Genomic DNA, 14,680 nt, shown 5'->3' on the forward strand with positions numbered 1-14,680 from the left:
TCGGCGAGGTAGTGCCGGTCACGCGCCCGCCTGCCGGCCAGGGTGAGGAGCAGGGCATTGCCGCTGCGCCGCCCGGCCCGCCCGACGCGCTGGGCGTAGTTGGCGGGCCCGTGCGGAACCGAGGCGAGGATGACGGCGGACAGGTCGCCGATGTCGATCCCCAGCTCCAGCGTGGGCGTGCAGGAGAGCACGTTCGGGTCGTTGTGGTGCCTCTGCCCCTGGAAAGCTGACTCGACGCGCTCGCGCTGGGCCCGGGTGAGCAGGCCGGTGTGCTCGGCGGTGGTGACGCGGAACGGCTCGGCGTCCAAGTACAGGTGGCGGTAGTAGTCGCCGGTGAACCGGTGGTCCTCGTCGGGGTCGAGGTGCCCCGAGCACAGGTAGCGGGGGCAGGCCAGGCCGTGCCATTCGGGGACCAGGTCGGGGTGGACGGTCTGGCGCCAGCCGCAGACCGGGCAGCGGATCCCGGCCCGGTGCACCTCGTCCTCGCAGAGCCGCCGCACGAGGATGCGTCCGGGCTGGAGCCCGTAGACCCGTGTGGTCTGGTCGCCCGCGGTGAACCGGGTGAGGACGCCTTCGTCGCGCAGCATCTCCAACAGCACGCCGAGGTAGCGGGCGGCGTCCGCGGCCTCGATGCCCAGGCAGCGCACGGTCCAGTCCTGGTACCAGGTGCGGCGCCCGCTGATCGCGTCGAACTCGCTGTTCTTCTTGGGGTCGCCCAGGATGAAGCGGGGCGCGGACAGCCCATTGGGGAAGGCGGGCATGCCGTCGGGGCGATTGCCCCAGACGGCACCGAACCGACGCGTGCCGGCCTTGTCGATCCACGCGTCGAGCCAGTGGTGGGCCAGGCCTCCCCGCATGCGCGTGCGCTCCAGCAGTCCGCGCAGGTAGCCGCGGAACACGGCGGGCTCGGGGACCCCCGTCAGCCGGTCGGTGTTGTGCAGGAGCAGGTCGCGGGCGAGCGCGGCGAGCCGGTCGGGGTCGTCGAGCCCCACCTCCACCGCCGCGGTGCGGGTGAGTTCCAGGGTGCGCCCCTGCCGGGAGCGCAGCCCGAACTCCATCACGGCCGCGAACGCCAGCCGCTCGCCGATGGTCCGCCACACCCGGTCGTCGCCGTCCCATTCCCCGGCCAGGACCGTGTCGATCCCGTCCCGGTCATGCAGGTCGGGCGGCACGACACAGGGCAGGTAGCGCGGGTCGCCCGCGGTGGTGACGGTGTCGGCGATGACGTCGTTGAGCCGGACGGGGCCTCCGTCGTCGGGCAGCTGCTCGGCCAGCAGCGCCCGCAGGGAGAAGGTGTAGGACCGGTTGGAGATGAACCCGGCGCGGTGGGCGGCGTCCTGCACCGCGTCGTTGAAGACCAGCGTCTTGGGCGACTCCCCCGGGTCGGCGAGCTGGCCGCTGGTGAACAGCTCGGTCGCGACCACCGACGCCAGCGACGCCAGCCCGGCGCCGAGGAAGCGCGTGCCCTGTTCGCTGTCGCAGGCGGGGCACCGGTCGTTCTCGGCGGCGCGGAACGCCTCCTTGGTGTGGGTCAGGTCGGTGAGGACGAAGACCCCGTCGAGCTCGCCGGTGCGCGCGGCTTCCACGTCTCCGGCGGTGACGGGGCGGACGTGGGCTCCTGAGGATTCGAGGACCGCGACCTTCGTCCCGGCTTGGGGGTCTTCCGCTTCGTCGATGGCGGCGCGGATGAGCGGGCGCACCGCCTTCTTGCCGGAGACCGCCGCCCGGTAGATGCGGTCGGGGTCGGTGTCCAGGTCGGCGGCGTGGCGCTCGGGTGAGATGGCGGCCCAGCCCGACCGGCCGCACTGGCGGCAGTAGACCGCGGGCAGGCGGCCCCGGCCGATCGCCGACGCGGTGGTCTCGGCGTCGAGCGGCGGCGCGGCCTCGCCGTGCCAGCTGAAGGCCGGCGCGGAATCGGTGACGTCCCGCAGCAGGCGGGTGATCGAGCGGACCCACAGATGGGCTTCGATGTGCAGGAACGGCCGGTCGGGGCGGTCGGGGTCGCGCGCGGTGGACAGCAGCGCGACGTAGCGGGCGAGCGCCTCGGCCACCTGCGGGCGCGAGGTGCGCAGCGCCTGGCCCCAGGCGTAGGCGCCCTCGCGGGGCAGCCGGTCCAGGACGGCGTCCAGCGGGGCGACCTCGCCGCCGAGGATCCGCAGAACGGCTGCGGTGAGGATGTGCGAGCGCAGGACGGCGCCGAGCTCGGCGGGGTCGGTGAACTCGCGCCCGGTGAAGGCGCGCTCGATCTCCCCCATCGCGTCGGGCCGGTTGCGCGGGTCCGGGATCCGCGCCACGCGCACGGGGTCGGGGATGGGCAGGCTGTACCTGATCCCGTCCGGGGACCGCGGGTCGTCGGGGTCCTGTTCCTCGGTCTCCATGCCCTGGCGCATGAACTCGTCCACGCCGATGCGGTCCTCGCCCACCACCGCCCCCGGGCCGAACTCGGTGGCGAACACGGTGGCCGCGACACGGCGGATCTCCTCGTCCCCGTCGACGGCACCGCCGCCGTTCGCCCCGAGGGCGTTCGCGCCGAGGGTGGCGCTGGTAGCGACGGGGCAGATCCGGCCCAGCGGGCGCCCGTCCTCGCTCGCGCCGGTCACCGAGGCCAGCCGGCGCAGCAGCATCGCCACGTCGGTGCCCTGGGCACCGTCGTAGGTGTGGAACTCGTCGACGACCACGTAGGACAGGTCGGCGCCTTCCCACAGCGGCACGTCCGCGTCCCGCTGGAGCAGCAGGTCGAGCATCTTGTAGTTGGTGATGAGGATGTCCGGCGGATTCCGCCGGATCTCCGAGCGCTGCGTCATCACCCGGTCGTAGCCGCTCTCCGGGGTGTCGCCCACGTAGAGCGCGGCAGTGACCTGCTCCAAGCCGGGCAGGGCGAGGTAGCCGTTGAGCCGCTTCGCCTGGTCGTTGGCCAGGGCGTTCATCGGGTAGAGGACGACCGCTTTGACGCCGGCGGCTCCGCGGGCGCGCTCGCGGCGGCAGTGGTCGAGCACGGGGATCAGGAAGGACTCGGTCTTACCCGAGCCGGTGCCGGTGGTGATGAGGGTGGGCTGCGCCGGGCCGTTGAGCGTGGACAGCCGCTCGAACGCGGCGGCCTGGTGCAGGTAAGGAGTGAACCCTGCGGGCGCCCACTCCAGATGGCGCCGCCACCCCTCGTCCGCATGCCGGAAGGGGGTGCGGATGCGCAGGTAGGGCCCGCGGAAGATGCCGCGATCGGGGTCGTTGAGGAACGTCCCGAGGGCGTCGCGGACGGGCTCGTCGGCCAGGGCGAACGTGGTCGAGAGGTACTGGGTGAGGTTGCGCCGCACCTCGGCGGCGGCCAGGGTGGGCTGCACCGGCTCCGTCACGCTCCTCGCTCGCTCACGCACCGCAAAGACCGGGGCGTGCCCGGAGCGCGCGCCGACGCCTCACCGGGGCACCCCCCTCACCCCTCCAACATTATGGGGAACGGGAGGCGCTTTGGGCCTTTTTTTACCTGTTGGCGAGGATTGTTATAAGCGGAGGAATTCACCGCACAGCGCCCTTCAGCACCCCGTACCGGACATCCTTTTCGGGACCAATGGCCCGGCCGCCACCGACCTCCGGTCCGGCCGACCCGCGCGAGCAGGGTGAATGCCGTCGAATCGGTTGCCGCTGGGACTCCTGCGGCGCAGACTTGAGGGACTTCCGCCGACCGCGCCTTGGTCACCCCCACTGGTCGTCCCCCCCACGGAGAGCACGAGGTACCGCAATGGAGAACACGATTCTGGTCCGCGTCTCCTGCGATGTCTTCGACGACGACCTCGCCGCAATGGTGGACGGATTGCGGGAGGAGCTCGACCATTTGGACGTCGACGACGTCCGCCCGCTCGTTGCGGGCCCCCCACCGCCGGGCGCACGCGGGGACTGGGCCGCGGACGCCTCCGCCCTGGCCGTAATCGCGGAGAAGACGGCGGCCGTCCTGCCGGCGATCGTCCACACCGTCCGCGCCTGGCGCCTGCGGTCCCGGCCGCGCCCCTCCATCCGCCTGGAGATCGCGGGCGACGTCCTGGAGATCGCGGAGGGCACCGACCACCAGGCCGACCGTGCCATGGACCTTTTCCTTCAGCGGCACAGCCTGCAGCGGCACGGCGGTGAGACCGCCCGCTCCGAGCCATGACCGGGGCGCGCCGGGCGCTGGTCGTCGCCCAGGACGACTACGCGAACGACGGGCTCACCGACCTCCGCTCTCCCGAAGAGGATGCCGCCGCACTGGCGCGGGTGCTCGGCGACCCGGCCATCGGAGGGTTCGAGGTGGAGGTGGTGCACAACGCCGCCTCGCACGAGGTGACGCGGCGGGTCGAGGCCTTCTTCGCCTCGGGCGGGCGCGAGGACGCCCTGCTCCTGCACTTCTCCTGTCACGGCCTGAAGAATGCCAGGGGCGAGCTGTACTTCGCCGCCTGCGACACCGATCCGAAACTGCTGCGCTCCACGGCTGTCCCCGCCCTCTTCGTCCGCGAGTGCATGCAGACCTGTCGGGCCCGCAATTCCGTCCTGTTCCTCGACTGCTGCTACGGCGGGGCGTTCATGAAGGGGATGGGGCTGCGCGCCTCGAATGACGTGCACGTGTTCGACACCTTCACCGAGGAGGCGATGAACAGCGGCCGCGGTTGGGCGGTGGTGACGGCGTCGAGCGCGATGGAGTACGCCTTCGAGGACGGCCGCCTCACCGAGGACGCCCGCCCGAAGCCTTCGGTGTTCACCAGCGCCCTGGTCGACGCCCTGACGACGGGCGAGGCCGACCGGAACGAGGACGGGCTCGTCTCGCTCGACGAGCTGTACGAGTACCTGTACGACCGCGTCCGCACCGAGAATCCGAACCAGACGCCGAGTCGCAGCATGCACGTCCAGGGCGACGTCTACCTGGCCCGCAGCACCCGCAATCACCGTGTCCTCAAGGGCCTCCCCGACGACCTGGCGGACAAGCTCCTCGACGAGGACCAGGGCGTGCGGCGCCAGGGCCTCGGCCGTCTGGAGGCCCTGGCGACCGGCTCCGACACCGAGGCGGCCGAGCGCGCCCACGCGGCGCTCAACTGGGTGGCCGAAAAGGACGCCGGGCCGCTCATGGCCGACGCACGGCGCGTGCTGGACGGCCTACGGATCAAACCGCTGCCGGAGGTACTGAAGTTCGGGCGCATCGCCCAGGGGGCGGCCCCACCGAGGCGGACGATCCAACTCCTCGGACCGCCGCTGGCACGGCGGTGCGCCCCCCATCCGCACTCGCCCGTGCTGCACGTGGACTGGCAGGCCGACACCCTGGACGGCCTGGCGGTCACCCTGGACACGACCCGCTTGGGCGCGGTCGACACCGCCCTCACCCTCTCCGGGCCGACCGGCGAGGTGGAGGTGATGGTGACGGCCGAGATCGTGCCTGCCGAGACGGCCGAACCCCCGAGGACACCGGAACCGGGACCGCATACGGACGCCGGCCCGGCGATGGGTGACGCTCCACCGGCACCTCCGGCACCGTTCCCTCCTGGACCGGGCACAGCACCGGCCACCGTGCTGGCCGGCCCACAGCCGCCCCGTGGCCAGGTGGGGCGGGACGTCATTCGGCCGGGGACACCGACCGGCGCCCCCGCTCGGCCCCACCGGCCGGGCGCCGGGCGGCGCGTGGGAGCGCGCCTGATCGACTGCACCTTGGTCGGCGTCTTCGGATGGGGGCTCGCCTTCTTCACCGTAATGATGATCAGCGCACTCACGGCGCCCGAGAACGTAGAGTCCGGCTTCGACTTCAGCCAACCGTTCGACGTCCTGATGTCCATCTGGGTGGTGTCGGTGTTCTTCGGCTGGGGACCGCTGATGTTCCTCTACGACGCCCTCCTGCTCGGGACGCAGGGCCGCACGATCGGCATGGCCGCAACTGGGGTCTGCGTGGTCGATGCCGCCGGCGGACGCCGCCTCCACCGACGCCAGATCATGATCCGCGCTTCCGTTTTCGGCCTACCGCAGTCGATTCCCGTGGTCGGGCACGTCTTCGTCCTGTTCGAGTCGCTGGCTCTGGTTTCCGATCCCAGGAAGCAGGCTCTTCACGACCGCCTCGCCAAGACGCTGGTGGTGTTCCCCGCGGACGCCCGCGACCAGCGCTCCCAGTGAACGCCGCGGAGGCGGGCCGGCCCTTTTTCCGCCACCGGTTCGGAGCCCGCCTGCACCGACGGGCGCGGCTTTCCCCCTGGTGTATCGTCGGCGCAGACCGAAAGCTCCTCACTTCTTCACATTCACCCCTTCCCCGAAACCGGTGGACGACGGAGAAAGGCGGAACGTGGACCTGTTCCTCGGTGGCGTCACGACCTATGCCGGACTGCGGGATGCACTGGTGGAGCACGGCGACTTCGGACGAACCGGGATGGGGCGCCTCCGCGACCTGCACAACGCCCTGCGGCTGGGGGCCAAGGTGCGCGAAGAGATCAGCGAGCGGCTGAACGACCACGGAATCGGGCACCTGCCGCCCGCCCTGCCGGGGAACCAGGACGCCGAGGTGCGCCTGTACCTGAAGAACACTCCGGTCGGCGAGCTGATCACGGCGGTGCTCGAACCGACGCGCCGCGGCGACGAACTCCTCGTCGGAGCGGTCTCAGGGCGTGGTGGCGACGCGGAGAGCGCGGAGAAACTGCGCCTGATCGCCCAGATCGTCGGCGGTCGTTGACCACCGCCCGGCGATCACGGGGACAGGCGCGAGGACACAGGCCCGCCGCTCTCGGGGAAGGGCGCCGTCACGTGTCCAGGTGGTCGGCGAAGATGCCGATCAGGATACGGCCTCCCAACTCCTCCCTGGGCAGGCTGAAATGCACCCGGTTGCGGTGCCGCTCGATCTTGGCGTGCCATTCGCAGGAGAACGTCTCGCCGTTGTACTGGACGTCCCGCTGGGCCATGGCCTTCGGTTTGCTCCTGGTGTTCGGGCTCTCGGGCGAGACGTCCAGACCCCACCGCCCCAGATAGGACTGCACCTGGTACGGCTGCCCCTTGCAGGCCTCAAGGGCCTCGGCGAAGTGGCCGTCGATCGCGGCGAGCACGCCGACGACCTCGTCCCTCAGGTCGCGGTAGGCGCCGTCGAAGGCCCGGAACCGGAGCGTGGGCGCGCAGACCAGGTTGGGGAAGGCCCGCTCCGCGTAGTCGAGGAACCGGTCCTCTGCCACGTCCTCGCGGGAGAAGAGCCCCTGCCAGAAGCCGGTGCGGTCCTCGGCGCGCGTGAGGAAGCAGACTTCTCCTGTGCGCTCCCCGTCCGAGACCGGGAGCCATGAGCGGTGCCGCTCCCCGAAGGAAACGCACCCGGTTCCGTGCTTTTTCGAGGCGTTGACGAGCGCGTACCCGACCGACCAGGCGCCGTCGGTGTCCGTGCCGTCGACCCGCACGGCGTCGGGGACGGTGCCGACGTCCCCGTACCGTTCGTCGTCCCAGCTCGCGCACCTGTCGAGCAGCCGTGCCAGGAGGCGGCGGGTGTCGGCGGGGACGGGCGGCGCGTCGGGGCCGAACAGGAACTCCCACAGCTCTTGGCCGTCGTCGCACTCGGTGTCGAAGACCAGGCTGCACACCGCGACCGCGGCGTCCTCCTGCAGCTCCAGCAGGGCCTCGTTGAACCGGTCGAGCAGGTCGCCGAGCTCATCTCCGCTCAGGCCCCGAAAGTCCAGGCTCGACTCGGCGACGACGTACCGGAAGGGCTCATGGACGGCGGCGGCGTCGGGCACGGGCTAACCTCCCGAGATCGTGTTCGAGCTGGTCGAAGAAACCGGCCGGCCATTCGGCCACTTCGCCGTTGGCCTTGAGGTCGATGGAGACGGCGCCGGGGCCCTCCTCACCGGGGCCGATGCCCGACGGCTCACCACCGGTGCCGCCGAAGTAGAGCATGGACACGTCCGCCCCTGCGACCGTCCCCTCCTCCGCGGCGGCCAGGCGGACCCCGTTGAGCACGTGGTCGCTGTGGGTCTCCACCAGCACTTGGACCCCCGAGCCCGCGACCCGGGCGAGGAAGCGTCCGATGCGCGACTGTCCGGCCGGGTGCAGGTGCGCTTCGGGGTTCTCCACGATCAGCATTCCGCCGGGCTCGGCCAGCAGCCCGGCGACGATGACGGGGAGGGCGTAGGAGACGCCGAACCCCATGTTCGTGGGCCGGATGGGCTCGCCGTACACCCCGGGCTCCTGGAAGCGGATGGTGCTGGCGGTCAGCCCGGTGGGCCATGCGGCGTTGATGCGCAGCGGCCGCACGATGTCGCCGGCCCAGCCCTCGACGTGGGTGCGCAGCGTCGTGACCCCGTACTGCTCGGCGGTGCGCGGGTGCTGCACCGCCTCCGGCACCTGCCGGGTCTCGTTCACCGCGAGCACCTGGGCGGTGAACTCGCCCTGGTGGCCGACGCCGATCCGGGCGACGTCGGCCGCGGAGACGCCGAGCTGGTCACGCGGCCCCAGCCGCTCGGCGCCCAGATAGGTGAAGCCGAAGCCCGTCCGTGTCAACTCGGGCAGCGGCGTCTCGTACTCGTTCTGCAGCCGGAGGAACAGGGCGCGCTCCTCCGGTACCGACAGGCGGTAGTGCCGGTACTGCGGGCCGCTGTACAGCCCGAGTTCGATCGTGGGGCCGTCCGCGTCCAAGGGCAGGAGCTCCTGCGCCTCACCCAGCGCCAGGCCGTACGGGCCGTTCAGCTGGATCGCGTTGCCGCTGTGCGGTTCGGAGATCTGCCGGGCCAGCAGGAGGGCCTGGATCACGGTGCTCTTCCCGGCTCCGTTGAGCCCGCTGAGCACGGTCAGGCGGCGGAGGTCGAACGCGGCCCGTGTAAAGCGCTTGAAGTTGGCGACCTCCAGCTTGGTGATCACAGGCCCGCCTTCGCCGCACGGCGGGCCGCGTCGAACCGGTAGCGCACCCGCTGCGCGCCTCCCGTCGCCGAGGTGATGGCGTTGAGGTAGTCGAAGTCCTCGGTCATCATCTGCCGGGCCTCGGCCGCGATCTGGTCGCGCCGGCGGTGCAGGTCGCCCTCGGAGAAGTCGGCGAGGGCGATGGACCACGTCTCGAACAGGGCCCGGTTGATCGGGTTGAGGCCTTCCTCGCCGTGCGGCCACTTGCGGAAGGCGTGGCTGCCGAACACCAGGTGGGAGTTGCGCATCGCCACCGAGAACGCCCTCTTCAGCTCCTCGACCTTGGTGTCGGGGAGCTCGGCCGGATCGTCCAGGCAGGCCGTGGCGCGTTCGAGGAACCGCTCCATCACCGGGCGCTTGATGTACTCGTCCACCCCGAAGATCCAGAAGGCGGTGAACCTGAGCGCCATCTCCCGGTCGTCCATCCGGACGTGGTTGTACAGGTCGCCGGTGGCGGCGTTGAACTCCTCGGTCGCGGCCATCTCGCGGAGGATGCGGCGGCTGCGCTCCTTGCTCATGCAGTGGCGGATCTCCTGGGCGTTGAGGGGGGTGCCCCCGGTGTTGATCCGCTTGAAGATGTCGTAGGTGATCTCGCTCGGGGTGGTGGGGTCGATGACGTGGACGACGATCTGGGCGTTGTTGATCCGCCGCTGCCAGGGGGTGGCCAGTTCGGCGAACCGCTTGCCCTCCTCCTTGGCCAGGTACTCCATGCCCTTGAGCGCGAACCCGCCGCCGTCCTCGCCCCGGACGAAGTCGTTGATGGTGGAGAGCCGCTGGAGCCCGTCGACGACCCGCAGCATCCCGTCGGCGTCCTCGGCGAAGTAGAACGCCGGGAGGGGGATCTGCAGCAGGACCGACTCCACCAGGCGGGACTTCTGGGGGGTCTTCCAGACCCGGTTGCGCTGGAACTCCGGGGCCAGCTCCAGGGAGCCGTCCTCGATCATGTCCATGGTGTTGCGCAGCGAGAACTGCTTGGTGCTGACCCGGATCTCGTCGGGGTTCCAGGGCTTGTCCGAGCTGATCTCGGCGCCTTCGGGAAGCTGTTCGGCCTCCACGCCCGTTCCCCTGTTGTCGACGTGTTCCTCGATGATCTCGGGAACGAACGTCTCGTCTTGCACCACCATGAACGGATTCCTCACTTCGCACACGCCTCACGGGCGCCGTGCCCGGCACAGCCGCCCATCCCTTATCAGGCTACGAGGCGACGCGCTGTGACCACAGGCGTGCGCGGGGCCGATGGTCCTCGATCATTGACCGGAAGCGGACACCGGGGCCGGCCTTTCGCGGGCCCAGGGCCCGCGTCGGTTTCCGGGGCGGCCATCGGCCACGCGCCCGGCCCTCCTCGCCCGGAGGGCGAGCCGGCGTCCGACCCGCACCGGTCTTCTCGGGAGGGTCGGCGTCCCGCAGGGCGGCCGTCACGCCCCCGCTCGGCGCGTCTGCTCCAGCTCGCTCGCGGCGATGCCGCCGCGGCGGCTCCGGTCCGGAGGCTCCGCGAGGGTGATCCCGGCGTCGGTGAGCATGGACAGGTCGAGCGTCCAGGAGCGGGCGGAGCGGTCCTCCCACACGGCGAACGCCTGCCGGACATGGGCGTCGGCCTGGTCGGGGGTCATGCCGGTGACGGCGCGCAGGTGGTCGAATGCCTCGACGGCCCGGCCCTTGATCTGCGCGAGCCCGAAGTGGGTGGTGCGGTGGCAGTCAGTGCACAGGCAGATCAGGCGACGGAGGGACTGGACGAGGCGGTTCTCGTCGTAGGCCCAGCGCTCGTGGGCCTCCAGCCAGCGCCTCGTGGCGCGGTCCTCGCCCCGGCCGCAGATCTCGCAGGTGTGGCCGGCGCGGCGCAGAAGCATCCGGCGGAGCCGTTCCCAGTTCTGCTGGGTGACGCAGTAGCGGACGTTGGTGAACCAGCAGGAGCTGGGCACCAGGTCGACGAAGAGGCCGGAACCGAAGGAGCGGTCCTCGCCGGGGAGGAGGTCGGGCACCTCGGGGCGGGCCGCCCATGGCTGGAGGGCGTCGATGCCGGGGCGGGGCGCGTACCAGCGCCGGGCTTGGGGATCCCAGCGGGCACCGGCCGCCTTGGCCTGGTTCTTCTCGCTGTAGGGGACGTCGAGCCAGATCCGTTCGGCCACGCTGTCTGAACCTTCCGTGGTCGCCGTGGTGCAGGGGCGTTCGCGGGAGCGCGATGGGGGTGTTCGGGGGCGGCGGGCATGCAGGGGCAGAGGCGGTCCGAAGGACCGCCTTCCGTCACCTCGGAGGGAACCTATGGTGGGTGCGGATGCGCGCGCACCGACTTGGCCGCAACCGGACGCATCCCCTGTGGCGCAGGGGTTCCGGGACGCGTAGCGGCCGCTTGGGTGGTGCGGCTCCGCTCGGCATCACCCTTCGGCCCACCCGCCGCGCGCCCCTCCGGCACGGTCCAGTCGGCGATCTCGGGGAAGTCGGGCTTATGACGGCCCGGATAAGCCCGACTTCCCCGAGATCATCATCGAGGCGTGCTCAGGCGGCGGCCGGGAGCGGCGGGACGGCCGGGGCGGCACCGCGCGGAGCCGCGCTGGAGGCGGCGGCCCAAAGGGCGATGAGCAGGGCGTCGACATCGGCGCCCTCGATGAGCCCGGCCGAGGTGGCGGCCCAGTAGGACTGGGTGGCCTCGCCGAACCAGATCACCAGGTGGCGGTACCGCGCCTGGAGGGCCGCCGCCTTGCGGTGCTCGGCGGCGAACTCGGCCGTGCGGCCACAGCGACGGACCTGGTCCTCGGAGCGGAGCGCACGACAGGGCGGGTGAGTACAGGCGGCGCAGGGGGTCCCGGAGGGCGGCGACGCGGGCCGACGGTTCGGGGACGGCTCGGGAGCGGCGGAGCCGGACGGCCCGTGGCCGGTGCCCAGGGGAGCCGGGGCGGGGGTGCCGTTGTCGCGGGGACCGTGTTCCGAGCCCGCGCCAGCCGAGCGAACGGCGCCTTCGGGGTGGGCCCCGGAGGTACGAGCCGAAGCAGGGATGGCGGTGGGGACGGGAAGAGCGATAACCTCGGCCATCGATTCCGCACCTTTCTTTCGCAAGTGGGTTGGGATCTGGGCCCGGGAGGTGTTGCCGCACCTACCCGGGCCGTTTTCATTGGGACCTGAGGCCGGCCGCCGCCGTCAGGCCGCGGACCAGGCGCTATCGGCCATGTCGTAGGCCAGGTGGAACCAGACGTGGCGGTGGGTGGGCAGCCCGTTGTCTCCCCACGAGGTGGCGAGGGCGTCGACGAGGGCCAGGCCGCGGCCGGATTCGGTATCGGGTCGGAGGCCGTCGGGCGCGGGAGCGAGGTAGCAGCGGTCGCGGATGTCCCACCGCCTGATGTCGGGGTGGCCGCCGTCGCGGCAGGTGAGCGTGAGCCCGGTCGAACAGCGGTCGACGCGCAGGGTATAGGTGCCGCCGGGTGCGCCCGAGCGGGAGTGCCGGACGGCGTTGGCGGCGAGTTCGGTGCCGAGCAGGTTGAAGACGTAGCGGTAGTCGCGCGTCTGGTCGGCGGCGCAGGTGTCCAGGAAGGTGTGGACGAGCGGGAAGAGGGCGCGGTCACCCCAGAAGGTGAAGGCGCGGCGCCGGTAGGGCACGCGGCGGGCGGGGGTGAAGTAGTGCTGCTTCTGCCAGGGCACGAGCAGCGAGAGCGGAACGGTTACGGACGGTAGCTGATCGAGGGTAGCGCGAGCGGGCATGGTGGCTCCTGAAGGCGCTGGCGGACGAGAGGACTGACGGCAAGGACCGATCACCCAGCTCACGAAACCTCGAACACACAGGAAGAACATGGTGGATCCTGGAGCACTGGATCGAACGTGAGCCACGATCGCCTGACACTCACCATGTTAAACTCAGATTCTGAGTTTACAAGCTGAATCACGAGATTCCCATAAATTTTGGTGGGCGCCCATGGACAACCAGAGCCCGAACGTTCGCCGACGACGCCTCGGACGGGTCCTGCGCGGCCTACGCGAAGACGCAGGACTCACCCTGGAGGCCGCAGCCAAGGCGGCCGGCGTGCCGCGTGCGACCTTGGGGCGGATCGAGACCGCAGACGCTCGCCGCCTCCGCCACACAGACCTGGACTCGCTCGCGGACCTCTACGAGGTCGACGAGAGCACGAGGCAGGCAATGCATGAACTGGCTCGCCAGTCAAAGGAACGCGGCTGGTGGTCCAAGTACCGTGACGTCTTCGGCGACCAGGCTCTACCGGACTGGGAGGCCGAGGCATCGATGATCCGGCGCTTCGAGGGCCTGACCGTCCCCGGGCTACTCCAGACCCCTGAGTACGCGGCCGCAGTGTTCCGAGCAGGGCGTGTGATACCTGAGGACGAGGTACAGCGCCGCGTGGAAGCGCGGATGAAGCGACGTGAGATCTTCAACCGCGTCAAGCCACCCCACATGGTGGCGGTCATCGACGAGGGGGCGCTGCGCCGCCTCATCGGCGGCCCGCAAGTGATGCATGACCAGCTCACGCACATCAGGAACATGGCGGCCCGGCATAACATCGACATCCAGGTACTTCCGTACTCAGCAGGCGCCCACCTCGCGCTGGCAGGGCCCTTCACGATCCTCGACTTCCCCGAGCCGAAGGACCAACCCATCGTCCATGTGGAGACCAACATGGACGGGCTCTATCTGGAACAGTTGGACGACATCGAGCGATATAACGTGGCCTTCAGCAACGTACAGGGCGTGGCACTGTCCACGGCCCTCTCAGACGAGTTCATCGCCGATGTCATGCAGTCACTAGAAAGCACGAGATGATGAGTGGCCTGGAGTTCCGCAAGAGCAGCTACAGCGCCCAAGGGCAGGAGTGCGTGGAGGTAGCCCACGTACCGGACTTCCACAAGAGCAGCCACAGTGGACAGGACCAGAACTGCGTCGAGGCCACTGCTCTTCCTACTGGCGCCGCGCTGCGCGACTCGAAGCATCCAGAACTCGGCCACCTCGCCTTCCCGCCCACCGAGTGGGACGCCTTCCTCACCACCGTTCGCACCTCCGACCTGTAGTCCTCGCGGCCCCCCGCCTGCGCCCCCCTGAACACTCCGACGCGACCGTGGTCGCCCACACCCTGTGGACGACCACGGGGCCACCTCTTCATCACTCCGAATCAGCCCGCATCAGCGGCGGAGCCAGCAGCTTCTCCTCCCCTCGCCGGTACAGGGCCGCCGGCCTTCCCGCGCTCGGCGCGGTGCGCTCCCCCGTCGCGACCACGAACCCCTCCGCCTTGAGCACCTTCCTTCGGAAGTTGCTGGGGTCGAGCGCCTGCCCCCACACCACCTCGTACACCCGCCGCAGGTCGCTGATGGTGAAGGGCTCGGGGCAGAACGCGGACGCGACCGTCGTGTACTCCAACTGCGTCCGCGCCCGCTCCAGGGCGTCCCGCACGATGACCGCATGGTCGAACGCCAGGTGCGCGCCGTCCGCATCGAGCGCCTTCTTCACCGGGATCCAGTGCGCCCGCCGGGCGTCGGTCCCGGCGACCGGTTCCGGAAGCTCCGGCCCGAGGGCCAGGTAGGCGACCGTGACAACCCGCCCCCGAGGATCCCGGTCAGGCGCCCCGTACGCCCCTAGCTGCTCCAGGTGAAGATCGCGCGAGTCGACCCCCGTCTCCTCCTTCAGCTCCCGCCAGGCCGCGTGTTCCAGTCCCTCGTCGGTGCCGACGTAGCCGCCGGGGAGCGCCGACCTCCCTTCATAAGGGGGCTTGCCACGCTCGATCAGAAGTACGTGCAGGCCATCGTCACGAATCGTGAAGATCGCCAGGTCGACGGTCACCCACGCGGGCGAGACCGGTCGGTCGGGTCGGTTGGAGGGTCCCAT

At 70.7% G+C, this 14,680-nt stretch carries 12 protein-coding genes and 1 pseudogene; 5 read left to right on the forward strand and 8 right to left on the reverse strand.

What is annotated here, in order from left to right:
- Positions 1-125: 125 nt before the first annotated feature.
- Positions 126-3,371, reverse strand: a pseudogene (locus tag D450_RS35305) (DEAD/DEAH box helicase); the annotation flags it as partial.
- A gap of 362 nt (positions 3,372-3,733) precedes the next feature.
- On the opposite strand from D450_RS35305, the gene D450_RS31005 reads away from it, so the two are divergent.
- The 3 genes from D450_RS31005 (at position 3,734) to D450_RS0122790 (ending at position 6,667) form a co-directional block, all read left to right on the forward strand.
- Positions 3,734-4,141 (forward strand): hypothetical protein, encoded by a 408-nt coding sequence (locus D450_RS31005; protein WP_017540945.1) that lies wholly within the window; start codon positions 3,734-3,736, stop codon positions 4,139-4,141.
- Entirely contained in the window at positions 4,138-6,117 is a 1,980-nt protein-coding gene (locus D450_RS31975; protein ID WP_051063644.1) for a caspase, EACC1-associated type, read from the forward strand. The genes D450_RS31005 and D450_RS31975 overlap by 4 nt, the downstream gene beginning before the upstream one ends.
- A gap of 166 nt (positions 6,118-6,283) precedes the next feature.
- Positions 6,284-6,667, forward strand: coding sequence for a hypothetical protein (locus D450_RS0122790; protein WP_017540946.1), 384 nt, complete (start codon positions 6,284-6,286; stop codon positions 6,665-6,667).
- A gap of 67 nt (positions 6,668-6,734) precedes the next feature.
- Here D450_RS0122790 and D450_RS0122795 read toward each other — a convergent pair whose 3' ends face one another.
- From D450_RS0122795 to D450_RS0122820, 6 genes are all read right to left on the reverse strand, one after another.
- Positions 6,735-7,706, reverse strand: coding sequence for a hypothetical protein (locus tag D450_RS0122795; RefSeq protein WP_017540947.1), 972 nt, complete (start codon positions 7,704-7,706; stop codon positions 6,735-6,737).
- Entirely contained in the window at positions 7,681-8,826 is a 1,146-nt protein-coding gene (locus D450_RS0122800; RefSeq protein ID WP_017540948.1) for a DUF3696 domain-containing protein, read from the reverse strand. Before D450_RS0122800 ends, D450_RS0122795 begins: the two co-directional genes overlap by 26 nt.
- Positions 8,823-9,989, reverse strand: a complete 1,167-nt coding sequence (locus tag D450_RS0122805; protein ID WP_017540949.1) for a DUF262 domain-containing protein — start codon at positions 9,987-9,989, stop codon at positions 8,823-8,825. Before D450_RS0122805 ends, D450_RS0122800 begins: the two co-directional genes overlap by 4 nt.
- Before the next feature lie 291 nt (positions 9,990-10,280).
- The gene (locus D450_RS0122810; protein WP_017540950.1) at positions 10,281-10,991 is read right to left on the reverse strand and encodes a DUF5710 domain-containing protein; all 711 of its coding nucleotides are present in this window, start codon (positions 10,989-10,991) and stop codon (positions 10,281-10,283) included.
- A 367-nt stretch (positions 10,992-11,358) separates the two neighbouring features.
- A complete protein-coding gene (locus D450_RS34190) occupies positions 11,359-11,526 on the reverse strand; it encodes a hypothetical protein (RefSeq protein WP_017540951.1) in 168 nt (55 codons plus the stop codon).
- 471 nt (positions 11,527-11,997) lie between these two features.
- Complete coding sequence (locus tag D450_RS0122820; RefSeq protein ID WP_026128718.1) at positions 11,998-12,555, reverse strand: ATP-binding protein; 558 nt, start codon at positions 12,553-12,555, stop codon at positions 11,998-12,000.
- A gap of 211 nt (positions 12,556-12,766) precedes the next feature.
- Here D450_RS0122820 and D450_RS0122825 point away from each other — a divergent pair, with 211 nt between their 5' ends.
- Both D450_RS0122825 and D450_RS0122830 read left to right on the forward strand, forming a co-directional pair.
- On the forward strand, positions 12,767-13,624 hold the full coding sequence (locus tag D450_RS0122825) for a helix-turn-helix domain-containing protein (protein ID WP_026128719.1): 858 nt from the start codon (positions 12,767-12,769) through the stop codon (positions 13,622-13,624).
- Positions 13,621-13,869, forward strand: a complete 249-nt coding sequence (locus D450_RS0122830; protein WP_026128720.1) for a DUF397 domain-containing protein — start codon at positions 13,621-13,623, stop codon at positions 13,867-13,869. The genes D450_RS0122825 and D450_RS0122830 overlap by 4 nt, the downstream gene beginning before the upstream one ends.
- A 91-nt stretch (positions 13,870-13,960) precedes the next feature.
- Here D450_RS0122830 and D450_RS0122835 read toward each other — a convergent pair whose 3' ends face one another.
- A complete protein-coding gene (locus D450_RS0122835; RefSeq protein ID WP_051063648.1) occupies positions 13,961-14,680 on the reverse strand; it encodes an NUDIX hydrolase in 720 nt (239 codons plus the stop codon).

Source organism: Nocardiopsis halophila DSM 44494 (assembly GCF_000341245.1).
Classification (GTDB): Bacteria; Actinomycetota; Actinomycetes; order Streptosporangiales; family Streptosporangiaceae; genus Nocardiopsis_A; species Nocardiopsis_A halophila.

Bases quoted from the DNA above. Each gene is read 5' to 3' on its own strand.
- D450_RS0122820 (WP_026128718.1), bottom strand. From the start codon at position 12,555: ATGCCCGCTCGCGCTACCCTCGATCAGCTACCGTCCGTAACCGTTCCG.
- D450_RS0122835 (WP_051063648.1), bottom strand. From the start codon at position 14,680: ATGGGACCCTCCAACCGACCCGACCGACCGGTCTCGCCCGCGTGGGTG.
- D450_RS0122825 (WP_026128719.1), top strand. From the start codon at position 12,767: ATGGACAACCAGAGCCCGAACGTTCGCCGACGACGCCTCGGACGGGTC.
- D450_RS0122805 (WP_017540949.1), bottom strand. From the start codon at position 9,989: ATGGTGGTGCAAGACGAGACGTTCGTTCCCGAGATCATCGAGGAACAC.
- D450_RS31005 (WP_017540945.1), top strand. From the start codon at position 3,734: ATGGAGAACACGATTCTGGTCCGCGTCTCCTGCGATGTCTTCGACGAC.
- D450_RS31975 (WP_051063644.1), top strand. From the start codon at position 4,138: ATGACCGGGGCGCGCCGGGCGCTGGTCGTCGCCCAGGACGACTACGCG.
- D450_RS0122830 (WP_026128720.1), top strand. From the start codon at position 13,621: ATGATGAGTGGCCTGGAGTTCCGCAAGAGCAGCTACAGCGCCCAAGGG.